General features: G+C 59.8%; 22 protein-coding genes. 15 read left to right on the top strand and 7 right to left on the bottom strand.

The features are described 5' to 3' along the window. Positions 1-38: 38 nt before the first annotated feature. Positions 39-365, top strand: coding sequence for a heat shock protein HspQ (gene hspQ / locus TRL7639_RS16835; RefSeq protein ID WP_085797034.1), 327 nt, complete (start codon positions 39-41; stop codon positions 363-365). A 35-nt stretch (positions 366-400) separates the two neighbouring features. Here hspQ and TRL7639_RS16830 read toward each other — a convergent pair whose 3' ends face one another. From TRL7639_RS16830 to TRL7639_RS16820, 3 genes are all read right to left on the bottom strand, one after another. Next, a complete protein-coding gene (locus tag TRL7639_RS16830; RefSeq protein ID WP_085797033.1) occupies positions 401-1,978 on the bottom strand; it encodes a gamma-glutamyltransferase family protein in 1,578 nt (525 codons plus the stop codon). 220 nt (positions 1,979-2,198) lie between these two features. Then, the gene (locus TRL7639_RS16825) at positions 2,199-2,663 is read right to left on the bottom strand and encodes an ATP-binding protein (RefSeq protein WP_235820436.1); all 465 of its coding nucleotides are present in this window, start codon (positions 2,661-2,663) and stop codon (positions 2,199-2,201) included. Then, entirely contained in the window at positions 2,664-3,005 is a 342-nt protein-coding gene (locus TRL7639_RS16820; RefSeq protein ID WP_085797032.1) for an STAS domain-containing protein, read from the bottom strand. Between the two features lie 93 nt (positions 3,006-3,098). Between TRL7639_RS16820 and TRL7639_RS16815 the strand changes: the two genes are divergently transcribed. Both TRL7639_RS16815 and msrC read left to right on the top strand, forming a co-directional pair. Continuing rightward, positions 3,099-4,271, top strand: a complete 1,173-nt coding sequence (locus TRL7639_RS16815) for a thiolase family protein (RefSeq protein WP_085797269.1) — start codon at positions 3,099-3,101, stop codon at positions 4,269-4,271. Between the two features lie 95 nt (positions 4,272-4,366). Then, the gene (gene msrC / locus TRL7639_RS16810) at positions 4,367-4,819 is read left to right on the top strand and encodes a free L-methionine (R)-S-oxide reductase MsrC (protein ID WP_085797031.1); all 453 of its coding nucleotides are present in this window, start codon (positions 4,367-4,369) and stop codon (positions 4,817-4,819) included. Here msrC and TRL7639_RS16805 read toward each other — a convergent pair. Continuing rightward, positions 4,799-5,086 (bottom strand): DUF1294 domain-containing protein, encoded by a 288-nt coding sequence (locus TRL7639_RS16805; RefSeq protein ID WP_085797030.1) that lies wholly within the window; start codon positions 5,084-5,086, stop codon positions 4,799-4,801. The genes msrC and TRL7639_RS16805 overlap by 21 nt on opposite strands. A 128-nt stretch (positions 5,087-5,214) precedes the next feature. Here TRL7639_RS16805 and TRL7639_RS16800 point away from each other — a divergent pair, with 128 nt between their 5' ends. The 12 genes from TRL7639_RS16800 (at position 5,215) to TRL7639_RS16745 (ending at position 19,624) form a co-directional block, all read left to right on the top strand. Then, positions 5,215-5,784: a helix-turn-helix domain-containing protein gene (locus TRL7639_RS16800; protein ID WP_085797268.1), complete on the top strand. Its 570-nt coding sequence runs from the start codon at positions 5,215-5,217 to the stop codon at positions 5,782-5,784. 13 nt (positions 5,785-5,797) lie between these two features. After that, positions 5,798-6,427 carry a LysE family translocator gene (locus TRL7639_RS16795; protein ID WP_085797029.1) on the top strand — a complete coding sequence of 210 codons (630 nt, stop codon included), beginning with the start codon at positions 5,798-5,800 and terminating at the stop codon, positions 6,425-6,427. Continuing rightward, a complete protein-coding gene (locus tag TRL7639_RS16790; RefSeq protein WP_085797028.1) occupies positions 6,424-6,795 on the top strand; it encodes a GFA family protein in 372 nt (123 codons plus the stop codon). The genes TRL7639_RS16795 and TRL7639_RS16790 overlap by 4 nt, the downstream gene beginning before the upstream one ends. Before the next feature lie 12 nt (positions 6,796-6,807). Beyond that, positions 6,808-9,255, top strand: coding sequence for a GcvT family protein (locus TRL7639_RS16785; protein WP_085797267.1), 2,448 nt, complete (start codon positions 6,808-6,810; stop codon positions 9,253-9,255). Positions 9,256-9,276: 21 nt separating this feature from the next. After that, positions 9,277-9,753: a cupin domain-containing protein gene (locus TRL7639_RS16780; protein WP_085797027.1), complete on the top strand. Its 477-nt coding sequence runs from the start codon at positions 9,277-9,279 to the stop codon at positions 9,751-9,753. A gap of 10 nt (positions 9,754-9,763) precedes the next feature. Further along, positions 9,764-10,810, top strand: coding sequence for an alcohol dehydrogenase family protein (locus TRL7639_RS16775; RefSeq protein WP_110647174.1), 1,047 nt, complete (start codon positions 9,764-9,766; stop codon positions 10,808-10,810). 12 nt (positions 10,811-10,822) lie between these two features. After that, positions 10,823-11,713 (top strand): homocysteine S-methyltransferase family protein, encoded by an 891-nt coding sequence (locus tag TRL7639_RS16770; protein WP_085797025.1) that lies wholly within the window; start codon positions 10,823-10,825, stop codon positions 11,711-11,713. A gap of 13 nt (positions 11,714-11,726) precedes the next feature. Beyond that, complete coding sequence (locus TRL7639_RS16765) at positions 11,727-12,710, top strand: GlxA family transcriptional regulator (protein WP_085797024.1); 984 nt, start codon at positions 11,727-11,729, stop codon at positions 12,708-12,710. Positions 12,711-12,808: 98 nt separating this feature from the next. Beyond that, complete coding sequence (locus TRL7639_RS16760) at positions 12,809-15,259, top strand: GcvT family protein (protein ID WP_085797023.1); 2,451 nt, start codon at positions 12,809-12,811, stop codon at positions 15,257-15,259. Between the two features lie 161 nt (positions 15,260-15,420). Beyond that, on the top strand, positions 15,421-16,428 hold the full coding sequence (deoC, locus tag TRL7639_RS16755) for a deoxyribose-phosphate aldolase (RefSeq protein WP_085797266.1): 1,008 nt from the start codon (positions 15,421-15,423) through the stop codon (positions 16,426-16,428). A 10-nt stretch (positions 16,429-16,438) separates the two neighbouring features. After that, positions 16,439-18,772 (top strand): aldehyde dehydrogenase family protein, encoded by a 2,334-nt coding sequence (locus TRL7639_RS16750; protein WP_085797022.1) that lies wholly within the window; start codon positions 16,439-16,441, stop codon positions 18,770-18,772. Between the two features lie 36 nt (positions 18,773-18,808). Further along, the gene (locus tag TRL7639_RS16745; protein WP_085797021.1) at positions 18,809-19,624 is read left to right on the top strand and encodes an SDR family oxidoreductase; all 816 of its coding nucleotides are present in this window, start codon (positions 18,809-18,811) and stop codon (positions 19,622-19,624) included. Positions 19,625-19,902: 278 nt separating this feature from the next. Here the strand turns inward: TRL7639_RS16745 and TRL7639_RS16740 are convergent, their stop codons facing one another. The 3 genes from TRL7639_RS16740 to TRL7639_RS16730 form a co-directional block, all read right to left on the bottom strand. Next, the gene (locus TRL7639_RS16740; RefSeq protein ID WP_085797020.1) at positions 19,903-21,213 is read right to left on the bottom strand and encodes a M16 family metallopeptidase; all 1,311 of its coding nucleotides are present in this window, start codon (positions 21,211-21,213) and stop codon (positions 19,903-19,905) included. Next, the gene (locus tag TRL7639_RS16735) at positions 21,210-22,553 is read right to left on the bottom strand and encodes a M16 family metallopeptidase (protein WP_085797019.1); all 1,344 of its coding nucleotides are present in this window, start codon (positions 22,551-22,553) and stop codon (positions 21,210-21,212) included. The genes TRL7639_RS16740 and TRL7639_RS16735 overlap by 4 nt, the downstream gene beginning before the upstream one ends. Positions 22,554-22,667: 114 nt before the next feature. After that, positions 22,668-23,186 carry a DUF3035 domain-containing protein gene (locus TRL7639_RS16730; RefSeq protein WP_085797018.1) on the bottom strand — a complete coding sequence of 173 codons (519 nt, stop codon included), beginning with the start codon at positions 23,184-23,186 and terminating at the stop codon, positions 22,668-22,670. Positions 23,187-23,229: the final 43 nt, after the last annotated feature.

The raw sequence follows: 23,229 nt of genomic DNA, 5'->3' as shown, positions 1-23,229 counted from the left end.
GTTAAGGGTAGTAACAGGACACGGGGGCTGAAACTGCAATGCTAAAAACGCGCGCAAAATATCATTTGGGCCAAGTGGTTCGCCACAAGCGTCATCCGTTTCGCGGAGTGATTTTTGATGTCGATCCGGAATTCGCCAATACCGAGGAATGGTATCAGGCGATTCCCGAAGACAGTCGACCTCTGAAGGATCAACCGTTTTATCACCTTTTGGCTGAAAACGACCAAAGCTATTACGTTGCATACGTGTCTGAACAGAACCTTGTTGCGGATTATTCCGGCGAGCCGGTGGATCATCCGGACATTCCTGACATGTTCGGCCCGTTTCAAGACGGCGCGTACCCGCTTCACTTTCAGTTGAACTGAGGTGTCCCGCCCGAGACCGGGCGTGACGGACCTGATCAATAGCCCAAAGCACACCCATCCTTGCGGGGATCGCTGGCGCCTTCCAGGACGCCATCGTTGCGGATGCGGATTGCCTGAGCGCCGCCAATCGCGGTGTCGGGTATCGCAACTTTGTGGCCCATATCAGTCAATTCTTGGCGAACCTGATCGCTATATCCACGTTCCACCTTGGTCACGGCGCCATCGGCAAAGGCGCGCGGTGCATCCAGTGCCTGCTGCAAGTCCATGTCGAAATCGACCAGGTTGCTCAGGAACCTTGCGTGCCCATTGGGTTGATAGGCCCCGCCCATCACGCCAAAGGGCATCGTCACGCGCCCGTTTTCGGCCAGCATGCCCGGAATAATCGTGTGCATTGGCCGTTTGCCGCCCCCAAGTTCGTTGGGGTGGCCGGGTTGCAGGGTGAACCCTGCGCCCCGGTTCTGCAGCAGGATACCGAATTTGTCCGAAGCGATCCCCGAGCCAAACCCATGGAAAATGGAATAGATCAGTGACACCGCCATGCCATCACGGTCGACAACGGTGATATAGATCGTGTCTTTGTGTACCGCTTCGCTGACCTCGGCCGGGGCGCTCATCGCGCGCTTGGGGTCGATCAGTGCGGCCAGTTTCTGGGCAGTCTCTGGCGACAACATATGATCCAGGCGTGCAGTGTGATCCGGATCGGCAATGAACCGGTTGCGGGCATCATAGGCCAGTTTGGCGGCCTCAGCTTCGATATGGGCGCGTTCTGTGCCAAGTGGATCCATGCCCGCGATGTCGAAATGCTTGAGGATGTTGAGCATCAGGATCGCTGTTGCGCCCTGGCCGTTAGGCGGATGCTCGATCAGATCAACGCCTTTGTAGATGCCGCTGATCGGCGCGGCCGACAGGTCACAAGGGGCGGCAAAGTCTTCGGCCGTGTGAGCGCCGCCAAACGCTCGAAGAGATGCGACCATGTCGTCAGCAATCTCGCCGGTGTAGAAGGCATCGCGCCCCGACTTGGCCAGCCGCCGCAGCACCTCGGCTTGACCGGGTGCTCGGAAAATCTGTCCTCTCTGGAAAGCTGCGCCGTTGGACAGATAGATGTCACGCGCGCTGCCTTGCAACGTGTCTGCGTCATTGGCCCAATCGAACGCCACGCGCGCCGCAACCGGAACGCCACTGTCGGCATAGTGGATCGCAGGCTGCAAAATCGCATCCAAACCCAATCGGCCGACGTTGTTGGACAGGTGGCAAAAAGCATCAATCGCGCGAGGGATCGTTACGGCATCCGGGCTGGTCAGCGGGATCTTGGTGTGACCGTCGATGCGCAGCTTGTCGGCCGAGGCCGCGGCAGGGGCATGACCTGAACCGTTCAGCGCGTGGACCTGACCCGACTTGGGGTCAGAATACAACACAAAGCAATCGCCCCCGATCCCGGTCATTTGAGGCTCGCAAATCCCAAGGACAATCGCACCGGCAATCGCCGCATCCATGGCATTGCCGCCTTGCTTGAGAATGTCGACAGCGACTTGTGCCCCCAAAGGGTGCGATGTGGCGCACATCCCATTGGTCGCCAGAACCTCGGACCGGCCCGGCAGATGAAAATCACGCATGAATTGGATCTCCCTTCTCTTGCTCACGACATTAAGTCGCACGCGGCGAAGGTCAATTGCGCTGACGTTTTTCTGGAAGTGTAGTCCTCGGTGTCGCGCACTGGGTGGGGGCTGTTACGCGCAACACCGAGGGAAGCCAATTTGCAGCTACACTTAGGTTATGCTGCGGGTTTGAGGCGCGAGTGCGGAGCGATTGAGGCCTTATTGTGGCAGTGGGCCTTCAGGCCAGGTCAAACCTCATCGATAGGCGATTGTGCCCATTGATCCGGTCATAGCGGATGTCGCTGGTCAGTTGTCGGATCAGGAACCAGCCGAATCCCCCTTCGGGTAGGTCCTGTCTGTCATCGGTAATCACTGCGGGGGCGCCTTCGGGAAGTTCGCCAGCGGGTAGGGGAACGCCTTTGTCGGAAACCCGGATGTCCAAGCGGCTCTGTTGAAACGAGCAGATCACCCGTATGTTGCCGGATTCTATCCCCGAATAGGCATGCTCAACGATGTTGTTGATTGCTTCGGCCAGCGCAATTTCGATGTCTCCGGCGGTGTCTTCTGACACCCCTTGAAGTCGCAATTCCTGTGCAACGGCACAAATCCCGCTGCGCGCCTCTAATTCTGTGGCGCGAAAGGATAAGGCGAATTTGCCTCGCTTCGCAGTCTCGGTCACGGTGCCGCCTCCGATCCGGTTCAATTAGTGGTTTGCGGTGGCTGCCAGGGCATCGTCCAAAGACGGAAACAGGTTGAACACGGTATCCATACGGGTCAAGCGAAAGACTTTGTCGACCACGGGTGTCAGACCGGCCAGATCCAGACTGCGATTTGCGTCCAACTGCTTCATCGAAGCGACGATGGCTCCCAGGCCACTGGAATCGATGAATTTGACGGTGGACAGATCCAGGATGACCCGGTCTGGCCCGCCCTCGGTTTCAGAGCGCATATCCTCTTTGAACTGGATGGCCATGGCGGCGTCGATGCGATCAGCGTTCACTGTGATGATCCGCGCGTGATCGGTTACGGTGCTTGTCAGGCTCATGACGGTTCCTCAGGTGGCGTTTGTCGTGGCCGTAGGTTAAGTGACAATTCTTACCAATCAGTATTCATGATCAGGACTTTGGAGGAGGAGTTCATGAAAGAGGTTGTTATCGCCGGGGCTGCACGCACGCCCATGGGCGGATTTCAAGGCGCATTTGATGGGGTCGAAGCCGCAGAACTGGGCGGAGTCGCGATTCGGGCTGCGTTGTCCGGGGCCGGCACGGACACTGTGGACGAGGTCCTGATGGGCTGCGTATTGCCCGCGGGCCAAGGCCAGGCACCTGCGCGCCAGGCTGGATTTGCCGGGGGGTTGGGCGAAGAGGTGCCTGCGACCACCCTTAACAAAATGTGCGGTTCGGGCATGAAGGCGGCAATGATGGCCTTTGACCAGATTGCTTTGGGCCACGCCGACACGATGATCGCGGGCGGGATGGAGAGCATGTCAAACGCGCCCTACCTGCTGCCCAAGATGCGCGGGGGTGCCCGCATTGGTCATGGTCAGGTGATCGACCACATGTTCTTGGATGGTCTAGAAGATGCCTACGACAAGGGCCGCCTGATGGGCACCTTTGCCGAAGACTGCGCCGAAACCTATCAGTTCACCCGCGAAGCGCAGGACGAATATGCGCTCAAGTCCCTCTCGAACGCTCTCGCGGCGCAAGACAGCGGTGCGTTCGATAGAGAAATCGCGCCCATGACACTCAAGTCTCGCAAGGGAGAGGTGCTCGTCGACGCGGACGAGCAGCCCAAATCGGCGCGTCCCGACAAGATCCCAACGCTGAAACCGGCCTTTCGCAAGGATGGAACAGTGACTGCTGCCAACGCCTCTTCGATTTCGGATGGCGCGGCGGCTCTGGTGCTGGCCTCAGCCGAGGCGGCCGAAGAGCAGGGCCTCACCATCCGTGCGCGCGTCCTGGGCCATGCCAGCCACGCTCAGGCGCCCGGCCTGTTCACGACGGCCCCGGTTCCAGCCGCGCAAAAGCTGCTCGACCGCTTGGGGTGGACCGCCGACGACGTCGATCTGTGGGAGGTCAACGAAGCCTTTGCCGTGGTTCCCATGGCGTTCATGCGTGAAATGGGTCTTTCGCGCGACAAGGTGAACGTGAACGGCGGCGCCTGCGCACTGGGCCACCCGATTGGTGCCTCGGGCGCGCGGATCATGGTCACGCTGCTGAACGCTCTGGAAAAGCGCGGTCTCAAGCGCGGCATCGCCGCCATCTGTATCGGTGGCGGAGAAGGCACGGCCATCGCGATCGAGCGGGTTTGACCCTTCTTTTTGTTTCAAATACGGCGGGGATGAATTGAGCCTTTGGCTCAAGAGGGGGCAGCGCCCCCCGACCCCTTTCACAAGCGGAGCACGACATGCGCGCGAATTATGACACTCTGGCCACCACAATCGCCTCGCTGACCGAGGGCGAAACAGACGAGGTCGCCCTGATGGCCACGGTGACTTGCGAGGTGCACCATTCGGACGATCGGTTCGATTGGACGGGCTTCTATCGCGTGACCGAGCCTGAATTGCTCAAGATCGGGCCCTATCAAGGCGGTCATGGGTGCCTGGTCATCCCGTTTGCGCGGGGTGTCTGCGGAGCGGCCGCGCGGACGGGCGAGGTTCAGCTGGTTCCGGATGTCGAGGCGTTTCCAGGCCACATTGCATGTGCCACCTCGACCCGGTCCGAATTGGTGCTGCCAGTCCACAACACCAGGGGCGAGGTGATTGCGGTCTTCGATATCGACAGCGATCAACCGGATGCCTTCACCCAAGAAGATGCGGATGCTCTGGCATCTATCCTGTCACAGGTATTTGCCCGCTAGAATCACGCCCACAGTGATCTGAAACAACAGAATCGAAAGCAGCCATCGTGAAAATGGCTGCTTTTTTGTTTTGTGTCGGAACAGCCAGCGCGCCAGATAGGCCGCCGGAGAGCCGCCCAAAACCGCCAGCCACAGCAGAAAGTGTTCTGGAACGCGGCGCCACTTCCAGCGCGCGCACAGTTTGTCCCAGGCGAACAGCACCAGGGTCAAGCCATTGATGGCCCAGACATAAATGATGGCATTCCAGAGGAGTGAGTTCTGTTCCATGTGCCCGCACACATGAGGCAGCAATCAGAAAGTTTCAATCCCCGTGAAAAAACACTTGGATTTTTCAGTGATTCGGGTGATCGTGAAAAATGAGGAGAAATTTTCACGACCTGTGAAAGGAGCGATTGGTGAACACCCAGGCCCCACAAAGCGCAACCTTGGGCGCCGATATTCGCGCGCTGCGCAAGGCGCGGGGGTTGACGCTCAGCGAGATTGCCGGGCGGCTGGGGCGCTCTGTCGGGTGGTTCAGCCAGGTTGAACGGGACATGTCGGACCCTTCGATCTCGGACTTGCGGCAAATCGCAGAATGTCTTGGCGTGCCGATGTCGATGCTCTTTGCGCATTCTGCGGCGCCTGCGAGCGAGCAGGGCTACATTGTGCGTGCGGGTACCCGTCGTCCTATGGGTGCAGGTGAAGAAGGGTTGGTCGAAGAACTGCTTTCGCCCGATCTGACCGATGATTTCGAAATGGTGCATTCCACCTTTCGCCCAAAGTCCAGAATGCAGAAACCGGCCAACCGTCCGACGCAGGAAGTGGGCTACATGGTCTCGGGTCATCTGGACCTGATGATCGGAGAGCGCACGTTTACGGTTGGTCCGGGCGACAGCTTTCGGATCAAACACGAGCCCTACCAATGGTCCAACCCCTATGACGAGCCTGCCGTGGCCGTCTGGGTCATCGCGCCTCCGGTCTATTGAGGAAAGGGTACTGATGAGTTTTGAGGCCTGGACCATATTCGCGCTGTTCTGGCTGGTCTTTGTCACCACGCCGGGACCAAACGCGGTGAATTGCATTTCCAACGGGATGAGCCTGCCGTTCACGCGGGCCATGGTCGGAGTGCTGGCAATCCTCACGCAGGCCTGTGCGTTTCTGGTCCTCTCTGCACTTGGGGTCACTGCCTTGATTGCCACGTCTCCGACCGCCTTTTTAGTGGCCAAGATGATCGGGGCCGGGTTCCTGATCTACCTGGGCATTCGCGGCTGGATCAACGCAAGTAAACCCGCGCCCTCCGAAGTGCGCCCGGCGCGGCAGGTCTATCTGCACGCTTTGGCCGTGGCGACGATCAACCCAAAGAGCGTCGCGGGCTATCTGGCGGCGTTTTCACAGTTCGTGCAGCCGGATGTCCCGATCTGGGGACAGATGACGGTGATCATGCCAACCGCACTGGCGCTAACAGCACTCAGCTACACCGGGTTCACCTTGCTGGGCGCGATCATGGGGCGTGCTGCTTTGGGTGCCGTGTTCAACACTTCGGTGCGTCGGGTCATGGCCGTCTGTTTCATCATCTACGGGGTGTTGTTGGGGGCCAGCGGCGCGCCACAAACAGGGGGAGCACAATGATCAAGGGATCTTGCCTGTGCGGAGACATCCGCTTTGAAACCGCGGCTACGCCGCAAGGCACATCGATGTGCCATTGCGGCCAGTGCCGCAAGCAATCGGGCGGTATCTGGTCGTCGGCCTATGTGCCCGACACCGAACTGATGATCACCGGCGACGTCAGCTGGTACCAGGCCAGCGATCTGGCCAAACGCGGCAGTTGCCCGCGTTGTGGGTCATTCCTGTTCTGGAAGGCCCGCGACGAAGACACAACCAGCTTTGCGCTTGGCGCAGTGGACGGACCTACGGGCCTGAAACTGTCCAAGCACATCTTCACCGCCTCAAAGGGCGATTATTACGACATTGCGGACGGTTTGCCGCAAAAGGACTGAATGAGGAGCATCATGTCTGATTTCCCAACCAAGGCCCGTGTGGTCATCATCGGCGGCGGCGTTGTCGGCTGTTCGTCGCTGTATCATCTGGCCAAAAAAGGCTGGACCGACTGCGTTCTACTCGAAAAGAACGAGCTGACCGCCGGTTCCACCTGGCATGCTGCGGGCAACGTGCCGACGTTCTCGACCTCGTGGTCGATCATGAACATGCAGCGCTATTCGACCGAGCTTTATTCCGGGCTGGCCGAAGAGGTCGATTACCCGATGAACTATCACCAGTCGGGCTCGATCCGTCTGGCGCATACCAAAGAGCGGATGCAGGAATTCGAACGCGCCATGTCGATGGGTCGCTATCAAGGCATCGAGATGGAGATGTGGACGCCCGAAGAGGCGAAAGAGCGTTACCCGTTCCTTGAAACCCATGACCTGGCAGGTGTTTTGTGGGATCCTTCGGACGGCGACATCGACCCGGCACAGGTCACACAGGCGCTGGCCAAAGGCGCGCGCGATATGGGCCAAAAGATCATCCGCTTCTGCCCGGCGACCGGCGTGACGCAGCACGACGATGGCACCTGGACCGTTCACACCGATAAGGGCGACATCGCCTGTGATTATGTGGTGAACGCCGCCGGTTACTATGCGCAGCGTATTGGCGAATGGTTCTTGCCCTACGGCGGTCGCACCGTTCCGTCGATGGTGATGGAGCACCAGTACCTGCTGACCGAACAGATCCCCGAGGTCGAGGCCTGGTCCAAGGAACACGGCGGCAAGCTGCCTCTGATCCGGGATGTGGATGTGTCCTATTACCTGCGTCAGGAAAAGCACGGCTATAACCTGGGCCCGTATGAACCGAACTGCAAAGGCCACTGGCTGAGCGACGACGACAAGATGCCCGAGGATTTCAGCTTCCAGCTGTGGCAGGAAGACCTGGACCGGATCGAAGACATCGTGACGGACGCCATGGAACGCGTGCCGCTGATGCAGACATCCGGCGTCAGCAGCGTCATCAACGGCCCGATCCCTTACGCACCCGACGGCCTGCCGATGATCGGCCCGATGCCCGGCGTCAAGAACGCGTTTGAGGCGCACACCTTTACCTTTGGCATCGCCCAGGGTGGCGGTGCCGGCAAGGTGCTGGCCGAATGGATCGTTGACGGTCACACCGAGTGGGACATGTGGGCCGTCGATCCGCGCCGCTACACCGACTACACCGATCAGGATTACTGCAACCAGAAGGGCATGGAGGTTTACGGCAACGAATATGCCATGCACTTCCCGCACCACGAATGGCCAGCCGCGCGCGATAAGAAGCTGTCGCCGGTTCACGCCAAGGTCAAAGAGCTCGGTGGCGTCATGGGGGTTTACAACGGCTGGGAACGTGCGAACTGGTTTGCGCAAGAAGGCGACGACACTTCGCTGGAAGCAACGCACACCTGGGGCCGCTCGGGTCCGTGGGAGCAACGTATCAAGGAAGAGTGCGAAGCCGTGCGTGACGGCGTTGGCGTGCTCGACCTGCCGGGTTTCTCGCGGTTCTACCTGAGCGGGGAAGGCGCGGCCGAGGCGCTGCGCGGTCTGGTCACCGGTGGCCTGCCCAAGGTTGGCCGAATCAACCTGGTCTATGTCTCGGACAGCCGTGGCCGTATCCTGACTGAAATGTCCTGCATGCGTCTGGGCGAGGATGAGTTCGTGATGATCACCGCTGCAACCGCGCAGTGGCATGACCGAGATATCCTGGTGAACGCAATGCCCGCAGGTGTGACCGTTATGGACGTCACCACCACCCGCGACACGCTGATCGTCACCGGCCCCAAATCGCGCGATCTGCTGGCTGGCATGTCGGATGCCGATCTGTCGACCGGTTGGTTGACCCATCAGGCTGCCACCGTAGCGGGCCGTCCTGCGCATCTGGTGCGCGTGTCTTTTGCTGGCGAGCTGGGCTGGGAAGTGCACGCGCTAAACGAAGACATGCCCGCAATCTACGAAGCCATTCTGGAGGCAGGCGCCAAACCGTTCGGCATGTATGCGCTGAACTCCCTGCGTCTGGAAAAAGGCTATCGCGCGTGGAAAGGTGATCTGAGCACCGATTACTCACTGCTCGAAGGTGGTCTGGGCCGGTTCGTCAAGCTTGACAAGCCGCAGGATTTCCCGGGAAAGGCCGCTATCCAGAACGAAAGGCAGCAGGGCGTGAAGAAGTCCTTTGTCACGCTGACGGTTGAGGCCGGGGATGCGGACGCGCCCTATATGTCCTGCATCTGGTCAGGTGACGAGATCGTTGGTGAAACCACCAGTGGCGGCTGGGGCTACCGCGTTGGCAAGTCCATTGCGCTGGGCATGGTGCGCGCCGAGCTGGCACAGCCGGGCACCGAACTGGAGGTCGAAATCTACGGTCAGAAATGTCGCGCCGTGGTACAAGAAGACCAACCGCTGTGGGATCCCGCAAACGAGCGTCTGCGCGCATGATGCTCTGAGAAAGGACAAGGTATGGCCGAACGCTACACTCTGAACCGGGTCGGGGAAGGCCCGAATTATGACTGGGAGAACGACCATACCTTTGTCAAAGTCTCGTCCGAGCAATCGGGCGGGGCGTATACATTGATGGAAGACAACCTCAAGGCCAGCTTTGCCTTGGGGTTGCACCGCCACGACACCCATGCCGAGACGTTCTATGTCTTGGAGGGAGAGATCGATTTCTACGTCGATGGCGATTGGCATCGGTGTGGGGCTGGAGCGACGCTGCATGTGCCGCCGGGTGTGCCACATGCGTGCCGCGTGGCTCATGGCCAACCGGCCCGGATGTTGATGATCTTTCAACCGGCGGGGTTCGATCTGTTTCTGGCCGAGTTGGCAACAATGACTGAGGCCGACTTTGCGGACGAGGCGAAGATGGCCGAGCTCAACGCCAAATATGACATCGTTCAACTGGGCCCAGTGCCGCCACACCCTGATGACAAGGAGTGAACCGGTGACCATTCCCGACACCATGCAGGGCGTTTACCTGACCGGCCATGGCGGGCCAGAGATGCTGGACTGGCGTGAAGACATTCCCGTGCCAACGCCCGGACCGGGACAAGTTTTGGTACGCGTTGCAGCGGCGGGTGTGAACAACACGGACATCAACACGCGCGTGGGCTGGTATTCGTCGGATGTGACGGGGGCGACCTCGGACGTGGATCAGGACGTCGATGCAGGCGGATGGGGTGGCGCGCTGGCGTTTCCGCGCATCCAAGGTGGTGATCTGTGTGGTCATGTGGTGGCAGTTGGTTCTGATACTGGGTTTGAACCGGGGCAGCGCGTGACCTGTCCAATCAACTTACCGCGCCCGCGTACGGGCAATCCGCAAGGTTTCATCGCTTTGGGGTCCGAGATGGATGGTGCGTTTGCACAGTATTGCCTGGTTGAGGCGGACGACTTGTATGATGTTTCGACCTCCCCTCTCTCTGATCAGGAAATTGCCGCCATTCCATGCGCGTTTGGAACGGCCGAGAACCTGTTGACCCGCGCAGGCGTAACCGCCGGTCATCAGGTGCTGATCACCGGGGCGTCGGGTGGCGTTGGGCTGGCGGCCGTTCAATTGGCCGCGTTGCGAGGGGCCACTGTGACCGGTGTGACCAGCGCATCCAAGGCCGAGATTGTTTTGGGGCAGGGCGCATCAAGCACTATTGATCGCGGCGCGCCTCTCCCAAATGGCACCTATGATGTGGTCATTGACGTGGTCGGCGGGGCAGCCTGGGCCGATCTTATCCTGGCCTTGAAGCCTGGTGGGCATTACGCCTGTTCGGGCGCCATCGCAGGGCCGATGGTGCAGGCCGATTTGCGCGAAATTTATCTGCGCGACATCACGATACACGGCTGCACTTATCAATCGGCAGAGGTTTTTGGCCGACTGGTCGGGCTTATGAACGCCGGAAAAATCCGACCCTTGATCTCGAAAACCTACCCGCTTCGCGATATCGCTCAGGCCCAGGCGGAATTTGAAAGCAAGACGCTGCCGGGTAAACTGGTGCTGATCCCCTAAGGAGACATTTGAATGGCTGACATTACTCTTCTGGATGGCTCAATCGGGCAAGAGCTGGTCAAGCGTAGCGGTGACCGGGCGACGCCGCTCTGGTCCACCCGCGTCATGATTGACCATCCCGAATTGGTGGGGGATGTGCACAAATCCTATTTCGACGCAGGCGCCACGGTCGCCACAACCAACACCTACGCGGTTCATCGTTCGAGGTTGGTGCGTGTCGACATGGAAGACCAATTGCCTGATCTGATCGAATGTGCTGTGTCCCAGGCCGAACGCGCCCGTCAGGGGAGCGGGCGAATTGCTGCCTCTCTGGGGCCCCTGCTGGCGTCTTACCGACCGGATTTGAAACCTGATCTGGATGATGCTGCGGAAAAGTTCGGTGAACTGGCGGACATGATGAAAGATCGCGTGGATCTGTTCCTGTTGGAAACCGTGTGCTCTGTGCAAGAAGCCGAAGGTGCTCTGCGTGGGGCTGAAGGCACGGACAAGCCGGTCTGGTTGGCCCTGTCAGTCATGGATGATGACGGCACCCATCTGCGCTCGGGCGAGCCGTTGGCAGACATTGCGGCATTGGTTGAGCGGTTTGATCCCGAGGCGGTGCTTATCAATTGTTCGCGCCCCGAGGCGATTCCTGCAGCGCTGGATATCGTCAAGGGCTTTGGCCGCCCATTCGGGGCCTATGCAAATGGCTTTACCCGCATCAGTGAGGGGTTCTTGAAAGATGCCCCAACCGTTGATGCGTTGGAGCAGCGAACCGACCTTGGGCCAGAGGCTTATGCGGAACATGCTATGGGATGGGTCGCACAGGGGGCGTCAATTGTCGGTGGCTGTTGCGAAGTAGGACCGGCGCACATTGCAGAATTGGCACGTCAATTGCGGGATGCAGGGCATCGGATCGTCTAGGAGGGGCGGCGACATGGGTGGAAAGAACAAACTGCATCTGGTGTCGGACACCAATCGCCAATGGCAATTCGATATCGTCGTGGCGGATGGCTTTGTCCTGACTGAACTGGCAGGCGTCGTTGATGTCATCCGCCTGGCCAATCGCGTCTGCCCGACGCCCCCATTTGCCTGGACCTATCGCTCGCTGTCGGGCGGGATGATCGAAAGCAGCTCGGGTGCGATCGTTTCGACCGAGCGCATGATCAGCCAACCCAATGCGGATTACGTCTTTGTCATCGGCAACGCTGACCCGGACTGTCCCGATCTGGCGCTTGGTCGTAAAGTATCCGACTACACCTTTCGCGGCGCACAAGTGTTCCTGCTGGCCGAGGCCGCCAGCCGCTATATCCACGACAATGGCGAGATTGAAACCCACACCACCCATTGGGAAAACTCGGCCTTTCTGCGCGAACGGACGGGCGCGTTTGACGCAAATTTCTCGATTGCCACTGAAAACGGGCCTGTCGTGACCTGTGCTGGCATGGGCGCAACCGTGGACGTAACGCTTGAGGTGATCGGGCGGCATATCTCGGGCGCGGCGCGGATGACGGTGGCCGACATCCTATTGCACGAAAAGATCCGCGACTTTGGCTCGCAGCAGCCGTTTTCGGGCGTCAAGACAACGACCACGGGGGACGACAAGCTGGATCAATGCATCAAGATCATGCAGGCCAATGTCGAAGACCCCGTTCCGATCAATGAAATCGTCGCCGCGCTGGGACTTTCGAATCGCTCGCTGGAACGTAAGTTCAAGACCTATCTGGGGGCGACGCCGAACACCTTCTATCGGGAAATGAGGCTCGCCAAGGCAAACAACCTGCTGCTGAACACCACCATGAGCGTGCGTGAAATCGGTCTGGCTTGTGGTTTTCCCAACGGATTTTCAGCGGTTTACAAAAGCTTTTACGGCATAACGCCCTTTGTTCTGCGCCGACAGAGGCGGTCATTGCCCGGCTAATTCTCGGGTGATTTTGGCGGATTCCCTGACGCTTTTTGTGGATTTTTCGTCGCCTCGATGTGCCAATCTTGCGCGCAGAAATCTGAGGCGGAGAAAAAATGGCTGATCTTCCCAACAAGGCCCGCGTGGTCATCATCGGCGGCGGCGTCATTGGCTGCTCGGTGGCCTATCACCTGACCAAAAAAGGCTGGAACGACGTTGTTCTGCTGGAACGCAAGCAACTGACCAGTGGTACCACCTGGCACGCGGCCGGCCTGATCGCGCAGCTGCGCGCGACGGCGAACATGACGAAACTGGCGAAATACAGCCAGGAGCTGTATGGCGAGCTGGAAGCGGAAACCGGCGTTGCCACCGGCTTCAAGCGCAACGGTTCGATCACCGTGGCGCTGACCGAAGAGCGCAAGGAAGAGATTTACCGTCAGGCGGCCATGGCGCGTGCCTTTGGCGTCGAAGTTCACGAGATTTCGAACGAGCGTGTGGCCGAACTCTATCCCCACTTGAACGTCGAAGATGTCAAAGGCGCTGTACACCTGCCGCTTGACGGTCAGGGTGATCCGGCCAACATCGCTCTGGCCCTGGCCAAAGGCGCACGTCAGCGGGGCGGCATCGTCAAGGAACGCACCAAGGTCACCAATATCGTGCGCCAAGGCCGCAAGGTCACCGGCGTCGATTGGGCTTCGGACGACGGCTCGGAAAGCGGCCACATCGAATGCGACATGATCGTGAACTGCGCAGGTATGTGGGGCCACGAGGTTGGTCGGATGTCGAACACCAACGTGCCGCTACATGCCTGTGAGCACTTCTATATCGTGACCGAAAGCATCGACGGTCTGACCCAGTTGCCGGTTCTGCGTGTTCCGGATGAATGCGCATACTACAAAGAGGACGCAGGCAAGATCCTGCTGGGCGCCTTTGAGCCCAACGCCAAACCCTGGGCGATGAAAGGCATCCCCGACACCTTTGAATTCGACCAGCTGCCAGAAGACTTCGATCACTTTGAACCGATCCTGGAAGCAGCCTGTGAGCGGATGCCGATGCTGGCAGAGGCCGGTATCCACACCTTCTTTAACGGCCCCGAAAGCTTCACCCCCGACGACGCCTATCACCTGGGGCTGGCGCCCGAGATGGACAACGTCTGGGTTGCGGCGGGCTTCAACTCGATCGGGATCCAATCTGCCGGTGGCGCGGGTCATGCGCTGGCCGAGTGGATGGACAGCGGCGAGAAACCTTTTGACCTGGGCGATGTGGATATCAGCCGCATGCAGCCGTTCCAGGGCAACAAACAGTATCTGTTCGAACGCTCGAAAGAGACGCTGGGTCTGCTTTACGCCGACCACTTCCCGTTCCGTCAAAAGGCCACCGCGCGCGGTGTGCGCCGCACACCGTTCCATCACCACTTGAAGGAAAACGGCGGGGTGTTTGGTGAGATCGCTGGTTGGGAACGCGCCAACTGGTTCGCGCGCGAAGGTCAGACGCCCGAGTATGAATACAGCTGGAAGCGCCAGAACTTTTTCGACAACGTCGCCGAAGAGCACAACGCGATCCGCACAAACGTCGGCATGTACGATATGTCGTCCTTCGGCAAGATCCGCGTCGAAGGCCCCGATGCTTGCGCCTTTATGAACTACATCGGTGGTGGTCAGTACGATGTGCCCGTGGGCAAGATCGTTTACACCCAGTTTCTGAACAGCCGCGCCGGGATCGAGGCGGATGTGACCGTCACGCGCATGTCGGAAACCGCCTATCTGGTGGTCACACCGGCGGCGACCCGCCTGGCGGATGAAACCTGGATGCGCCGCAACCAGGGCAACTTCGACGTGGTGATCACTGACGTGACCGCGGGTGAGGGCGTTCTGGCCGTCATGGGCCCCAACGCGCGCAAGCTGTTGCAGATGGTCTCGCCCAACGACTTCTCGAACGAGGTGAACCCGTTCGGCACCGCGCAGGAGATCGAGCTGGGCATGGGCTTGGCCCGTGTGCACCGCGTGACTTATGTGGGTGAGTTGGGTTGGGAGATCTATGTCTCCTCCGACATGGCAGGCCACGCCTTTGAAGTGCTGCACGAAGCGGGTCAGGACCTTGGCCTGAAACTCTGCGGCATGCACATGATGGACACCTGCCGGATCGAAAAAGGCTTCCGCCACTTCGGTCACGACATCACCGCCGAGGATCACGTGCTTGAGGCTGGTCTGGGCTTTGCGGTCAAGACCGACAAGCCGGACTTCATCGGTCGCGATGCGGTGCTGCGCAAGAAAGAAGAAGGTCTCAAGAACCGCCTGTTGCAGTTCAAGCTGACCGACGCCGAGCCGCTGCTCTATCACAACGAACCGGTGATCCGGGATGGCGAGATCGTGGGCTACCTCTGCTCCGGTTCTTACGGCCACCACCTCGGTGCCGCCGTTGGTCTGGGATACGTGCCCTGCGAAGGCGAAACTGCGGCCGAAGTGCTGGCTTCGACCTATGAGATCGACGTCATGGGCACACGGGTCAAAGCCGAAGCCTCGCTCAAGCCGATGTACGATCCCAAGTCCGAGCGGGTCAAAGTCTGATCTTACAGGGCTGAAAACCAAATGGATGGGGCGAAACGCGCGCCCCATCCAAAAACTTTTGCCATTTGGTCAAAAAACGCGCCGTCAGAAGCTGTCCGTCGCTTGCCAATATGCCGCACCCATGCGATTTTGCGCCTCTAACTCCTCAGAGGATGCATCAGATGGAATCGCAGAGCACCCAAAGCGCTGAGACACCTGTGCGCACCGCGCATCTGCCGCTTGTCACGGAACCCCGAAACCCAGGCACCGCGCTGGACCTGGATTGGGTGCGGGCCGTGCAGGCCAATACATCAGCCATCGAGCGCCGGGCCGCGACGTTGCCCGGACGCCGGTCGGTGAAGAAAGACTATCAGGCGGCCTGGCTGCTCAAGGCGGTCACCATGATCGACCTTACGACGTTGTCGGGTGATGACACCGTGGGCCGCGTGCGTCGCCTGTGTGCCAAGGCGCGCCAACCTGTTTCGGGCGCGCTGCTGGATGCGATGGATATGCCCGCGATCACCACCGGCGCGGTCTGCGTTTATCACGACATGATCGAAACCGCTGTGGACGCCCTCAAAGGCACCGGCATTCCGGTGGCGGCTGTGTCGACCGGTTTTCCTGCAGGCCTCTCGCCCTTTCACCTGCGTGTGGCCGAAATCGAAGAGAGCGTGAAGGCAGGTGCGGAAGAGATCGACATCGTGATCTCGCGCCGTCACGTGTTGTCGGGTGATTGGCAGGCCCTCTATGACGAGATGAAGGCATTCCGCGCAGCCTGTGGTGATGCCCACGTCAAAGCGATCCTGGCAACCGGGGAGCTGGGCAGCCTGCGCAACGTCGCGCGCGCCTCGCTGGTGTGCATGATGGCGGGGGCAGATTTCATCAAGACCTCGACCGGCAAGGAGAGCGTCAACGCCACCTTGCCAGTTACACTGGTGATGATTCGGGCCATCCGCGACTACTATGACCGCACAGGCTATCGCGTCGGCTATAAGCCCGCAGGTGGCATTTCAAAAGCCAAAGACGCACTGGTTTATTTGTCGCTGATCAAGGACGAGCTGGGTGATCGCTGGCTGCAACCTGACCTGTTCCGCTTTGGCGCTTCGTCGCTGCTGGGCGACATCGAACGCCAGTTGGAACACCATGTCACCGGGGCATACTCCGCCGGTTACCGTCACTCCATGGGCTGAGGAAGTACGCATGTCTGTAAAAGAGATCTTTGAGACCATGGATTATGGCCCCGCCCCCGAAAGTGCCGCCGAGGCTTTGGCTTGGCTGGTGGATCAAGGCGACCGGTTTGGTCACTTCATCAATGGCGCCTTCACCAAACCCGGCGATGGGTTCGAAAGCCGCAACCCTGCGACGGGCGAAGTTCTGGCAACCCTGAGCCAGGCGTCACAGACGGACGTGGATGCAGCCGTCGATGCCGCCCGCAAGGCGCAACCCAAATGGGAAGGCCTGGGTGGTGCGGGCCGTGCGCGGTACCTCTATGCGGTTGCGCGCCTGTTGCAAAAACATTCACGCTTGTTCGCAGTGCTCGAGTCGATGGACAACGGCAAACCGATCCGCGAAAGCCGTGACATAGATATCCCGTTGGCACAGCGGCATTTCTACTATCACGCGGGCATGGCCCAGTTGATGGAGAGCGAGCTGCCTGATGCGGAAGCTTTGGGTGTTTGCGGTCAGATAATCCCGTGGAATTTCCCCCTGCTGATGCTGGCGTGGAAGATCGCGCCCGCACTGGCCATGGGAAACACCGTGGTTCTGAAGCCCGCCGAATACACCTCGCTAACCGCGTTGCTGTTCGCCGACATCTGCATCCAAGCGGGCCTGCCCAAGGGCGTGGTCAACATCGTCACCGGCGATGGCGCCGTGGGTGAGATGATCGTGGGCGCGGACGTGGACAAGATCGCCTTTACCGGCTCGACCTCGGTGGGTCGTCGCATCCGCGAGGCAACGGCGGGTTCGGGTAAGGAACTGACGCTCGAACTGGGTGGCAAGTCCGCCTACATCGTCTTTGACGACGCCGATATCGATTCAGCCATCGAAGGTCTGGTGGACGCCATCTGGTTCAATCAGGGCCAGGTCTGCTGCGCCGGTTCGCGCCTGTTGGTGCAAGAGGGGATCGCGGATCGGTTCCACACCAAACTGCGCGCGCGCATGGATGGCTTGCGCATCGGCAACCCGCTCGACAAATGCATCGACGTGGGTGCGGTGGTGGACCCGGTCCAGTTGCAGACCATAAAGGCCATGGTCGAAAGCAACACCGCCGGTGAGCTCTATCAAGCCGCGTGCGACATGCCGGAAAACGGCTGCTATTTCCCACCGACCCTGATCACCGGTCTGGAAACCAGCGACCCGCTGATGCAGGAAGAGATCTTTGGCCCGGTTCTGGTTTCTTCGACCTTCCGCACACCGGGTGAGGCGGTCGAGCTGGCCAACAACACGCGCTATGGCCTGGCAGCCACCGTCTGGACCGAGAACGTGAACCTGGCGCTCGACATCGCGCCAAAGCTGGTCGCGGGCGTGGTCTGGGTGAATGCCACCAACCTCTTTGATGCAGCCGCCGGATTTGGCGGCGTCCGCGAAAGTGGCTTTGGTCGCGAAGGTGGCTGGGAGGGTCTGAGCGCCTATACCAAGTCCAAGGGCAAGACCAAGCCGTTGGCCAAAGTTGAAGCCATCGCAGGCGAAGGCGCGCCCGTTGACCCAATCGACCGCACCGCCAAGATGTACGTCGGCGGCAAACAGGCGCGTCCTGACAGCGGTTACTCCAAACCGATCTATGGCAAGTCGGGCCTGTTGGGCCATGTGGGCTTGGCAAACCGTAAGGACGTGCGCAACGCGGTTGAGGCCGCAGCGGGTGCCAAGGGCTGGGCCAAGGCCACTGGCCATCTGCGGGCGCAAATCCTGTATTTCATTGGCGAAAACCTCTCGGCCCGGGCGGATGAGTTTGCCCATCGGATCGATGCCATGACCGGCAAGACAACCGGCGCGAAAGAGGTCGAAACCTCGATCCAGCGGTTGTTCACCGCGGCGGCCTGGGCGGACAAATACGACGGTCAGGTGCACGGTGTCCCGATCCGGGGTGTTGCATTGGCGATGAAAGAACCCACAGGTGTGATCGGCGCGCTATGTGCGGATGAGGCACCTTTGCTGGGTCTCGTGTCCGTCATGGCGCCTGCAATTGCCATGGGCAACCGGGTGGTTCTGGCCGCAAGTGAGCCATATCCTCTGGCGGCGACCGATTTTTACCAGATCCTGGAAACCTCGGACGTGCCTGCGGGTGTCGTGAACATTCTGACCGGCAGCCATGCCGAGCTGGCGAAGCCCCTGGCCTCGCACCTGAATGTCGATGCGGTCTGGTCGTTCTCGTCCAGCGATGTGTCTGCCGAAATCGAAAAGGCGGCGGCGGGCAATCTGAAACGGACCTGGGTGAATAACGCCACGGCAACCGATTGGAGCGTGGACCACAGCCGCAAGTTCCTTCAGGCTGCGACCGAGATCAAGAACATCTGGGTGCCTTACGGGGAGTAGGGCGTAAGGCACCCCGTTTCAAACGGGGAGCGTTACATGGACTTTTCAGGCAAGACCGTCGTTGTGATCGGCGGCACCAGCGGCATCAACCGTGGCATCGCCGAGGCCTTTGCGGCCTCGGGCGCAAAGCTGGCGGTCGCCAGCCGGTCGCAGGAGAAGGTAGACGACACGGTCGCGGCACTGAAAGCAGCGGGTGCGCAGGAGGCCATTGGCGCTGCATTTGACGTGCGCGACGCCGAAGCTGTGGCGGCGGGGCTCAAAGGGTTCCACGACGCATTTGGTGACTTCGACGTGTTGGTGTCCGGGGCCGCCGGCAACTTTCCGGCGCTTGCTGCCGAGATGTCGATCAACGCGTTCAAAACCGTGATCGACATCGACCTGATGGGCACCATCCATGTGATGAAAGGAGCCTATGACTTTCTACGACGCCCAGGCGCCAGCATCATCAACATCTCGGCCCCGCAATCATATCTGCCCTATGAGGGGCAGAGCCACGTCTGCGCGGCAAAGGCAGGTGTGGACCAGATTACGCGCACGTTGTCGATGGAATGGGGGCTTGAAGGTATCCGTGTGAATTCGGTCGTGCCTGGGTTTATCGAAGGGACCGAAGGCGCGAAACGGCTTGCACCGACACCGGACGCTGAAGAGAAGTTCAAACGCGATGTACCACTGGGCCGTTGGGGACAGCCACAGGACGTGGCCAATGCCTGCCTGTTCCTTGGGTCGGATCTGGCCGGGTACATCAGTGGAACGGTTCTGGCCGTCGATGGCGCGCTCTACCAGCGTGGCTCTGGCCGACCAGGACAGATGATCGGGCAAATGCTGCGGTCGATGTCCAAGGGCAGCAACTAAGGTAAGCGTCCGGAAAGAGAGCTCTCCCGCCCGTCGTCGGTGTCCCTTGCGGGAAACCTCCTCCCGTTGGGCCGGGCCTCGCTTCGCTCGGCGGTTGGCGTAAGGTTGTACCGGTGCCGCCATGATGGGCCTGTTTTGCGAACCACTGGCCCCAGACGGAACCGCGCCGCGCAAAGCGCGGCGCTTGGCCCAAGGCCGTTCGCGGAGCTGACGTAGTCAGGTCTGCTCGGGCGCGGGCGCACCCCCGGTTGCGGCGCGCCCAGGCACAACCACAAGGCTCAGTTCGTGGTTTCCAGTCCCTCGGGTTGACCGACCACGACAAAGTGCAGCTCTTCAGGTTTTAGCAATTCGCCTGCGACCCGCTTGATGTCTTCCAACGTCACCGCATTTACCTTGTCGTTGCGAGTGGCGATATAGTCGATGGGCAAGTCCTGCATCTGCATCCCGACCATGATCCCCGCGATTCTGGCGTTGCCGTCAAACCGCAAAGGATAGGCGCCTGTCAGATAGGTTTTGGCGTCTTCCAGTTCTTCTTCGGTCACGCCGTCTTCCGCCATGCGGATCCATTCTGCCCGGATTACGTCGATGGCTTCTGCGATGCGCGCGTTGCCCGAGGCAACGCTGCCCAAGTAGATCGAGGCAAGATCCTTGGGAACCAAATAGGAATAGACACCATAGGTGAGGCCGCGTTTCTCTCTTACTTCTGCCATCAGGCGGCTTTCGAAAGAACCGGCTCCCAGGATGTGGTTCAAGATGTACGCGGCAAAGAAATCTTCGTCATCGCGATCAATCCCTGAGTGACCGAACAGAGCGACTGATTGTGGGGTTACAAAATCGACCACAGTCACACCGCCATCGATGGTGACATCTGCCTTGCCGGGTATCGGCGCGCCTGTGCCGGGAAGATCAGCAAGCAGTTCGTCCAGCAACGTTCCCAATTCTTCCGCCGAAATGTCGCCGACCGCTCCGACATAGATACGGTCCAAAGCAAAGGCGCCCTTGTGGGCCGCGACGATGTCGTCACGCGTCAGCGCCGTCACGCTCTCGATCGTGCCTTTGCCGTCAGTGGCATAGGGGTGATCTCCGAACGCCATCGCAGAAAAAGCCTCACCAGCGATCGTGTTGGGATCCTTGGCGTCCGATTTGAGACCCGAGATCACCTGTGCCCGGACCCGGTCAATCGCATCCTGGTCAAACCGGGGTTGATGAAGCGTGGTCCGCAGAAGATCGATCACCTCGTCGCGGTTCTCGGTTAGAAATTTTGCCGAGATCGAGACCGAGTCGTCGTCCGCACTATAAGAGAATGAGGCAGCCAGCGATTCCAACTCCTTTGCATAGGCGCGGGCATCCAGGTCTCCGGCCCCTTCTTCGATCAGCCCCATCATCAAGTTTGTGGCGCCCCGCTTGCCCGCAGCATCAAGTGAGGTACCCCCACGAAAGCGGATCTCAAGTGCGGTAAAGGGGATCGAATGCTCTTCGACCAGCCAGGCGTTTATGCCACCCTGCGACGTCACTTCTTGAATTTTGACCTCGGCCCAGGCGGGTAGGGCCAGGACCAGGGCTGTGATCGTGCTCAGGAACAGTTTCATTGGGTCACCCCCTGCTTGCGCATCAACCAGCCGGTTACGGATGTTTCGGGTTGGATCACGGATTTGGCAGCGGCAATGACGTCCTCGCCTGTTACCGCTTGCAGGATATCCGGCCAGGCTTGCACATCTTCGACCGTCAGGCCCGATGTCAGCGCCTGCCCATAGCGGTTGGCGATCCTGTCCACATCATCACGCGCATAGATTTGCGAGGCGCGCAGTTGCATCTTGATCCGATCCAGATCGTCGAGATCAACGCCTTCAGCGATGAATTCAACGACAGCGGCGTCCATCGCATCTTCGGCTTCTTTCAGGGATACGCCTTCGCTTGGCACCACGATCAGATCAAAGGTCGTATCGTCCAGCGAAGTGCCGTTGTAGAAGGCGCCGACATAGACAGCTGTCTGTGTGTCAAACTGCAGCTTTTCGTTCAGATATGAGGTCGTCCCGCCCCCCAGCAATTGGGCCAGCATAAAGAGCGCGGCGGCCTGCTCCTGCTCGCCGGGGTCTCGCTCCGGGGCCAGATACGAGCGGTGGACATATGGCTGCGCCACGCGCGCGTCTTCATAAACGATGCGGCGCGCGGCGGTTTGCGGCGGTTCCTGGCTTCGGACCCGCTCGGGCAGATCAGGGTTGGCGGGAATGACACCATAATATTCACTTGCAAGACGCTTTACTTCTTTGGGTTCCACATCACCCGAGACGATCAGGATCGCATTGTTGGGCGAATAGTATGTCTGGTAGAACGACAGGGCGTCCTCCATATCCAGTTCTTCCATTTCGTGCCGCCATCCGATGATGGGCACCCCGTAGCGATGGTTTAAGTATTGCGAGGCATTGAGCTGCTCGCCGAACAAGGCGCGCGGATTGCTGTCGGTGCGCTGGTTACGCTCTTCCAGAATCACGTCGCGTTCCGTGACGATATCGCGTTCGGTCAGGCGGATGTTGCGCATCCGGTCGCTTTCCATCTGCATCATCAGCTCAAGCCGGTCGGCCGCAACGCGCTGAAAATATGCGGTGTAGTCATAAGACGTGAACGCGTTATCGCGCCCACCATTGGCGGCCACGGTCGCCGAAAACTCTCCCGACTCCAGCTTGTCAGTCGCTTTGAACAGCAGATGCTCCAGATAGTGCGCAACGCCGGACGAACCGATGGGCTCGTCAGCCGACCCCGCCCGGTACCAGGCCATATGTTGGACAACAGGTGCGCGGTGATCTTCGATCACCACGACGTCCATGCCGTTGTCCAGTGTAAATGTTGTGACTTTTTCGCGCTGCTCTTGCTCGGCCCAAAGGGCCGTGGCGGAACAGACGGCTGCAGCCAAGGCAAATGCTCGGATCATCAATCGTCCTCCGTGACGGTTGTGTGTCAACCTACGACAGGACGCCTCATGTTCAAGGAGGGCTGACGCAAAATTAAGAAAACTTCATTCCCGCGTCAGGTAGAGATCACAAGATCACTCGCCTGAGGGCGGAGAAGAGGGCGTGCCGAAGCCAGAGTTGCGGAACTGATCCGTCTGCTGGTACGGATCCAGCGACTCCTTGCGATAGACCTGCTCGTAGCGGTCCACCGGGAACAGTTTTATGCGGGTCCAACGGCCTTGGCGCTTGCGGAATTCGGCATCTTCTTGAGCAAGGGCAGAGCGCGTATTGGCGGGAACACCATAGCGGCTGGTTGCGGCGACCAGCGCGCTGTCCGACGATGGGACACCGGTATCTTCAAGGGCCGAAGCACGACCACCCAATGCCACAACGGCGTCGGCCGTTGGATTTGGATCGGTCAGGTTGCTGCCGCCCGGCGTGGGGGCGGGTAGAACCGCATAGTCCTTGGGCGCAGTCAGCGGTTTGACAGGCATGATCGAAAACTCATCAGGGCCATCGCCGGTCGAGCGGATGTCCTTGAGCCCCTTGCTGCTGCTGCAGCCGGCAACCGCGACAACGGTCATCAATGCAATCATTCCAAGCGGCGTCCGCATGGTCGTCTCCTGCCTGTTTCAGGGGCTTTTATCGCATTTCGCA

Origin of the sequence: Falsiruegeria litorea R37, assembly GCF_900172225.1 — a bacterium.
GTDB classification, from domain to species: Bacteria; Pseudomonadota; Alphaproteobacteria; order Rhodobacterales; family Rhodobacteraceae; genus Falsiruegeria; species Falsiruegeria litorea.
The sequence above is the reverse complement of the archived record's forward strand: the minus strand, read 5'-3'. Positions and strand labels throughout refer to the sequence as shown.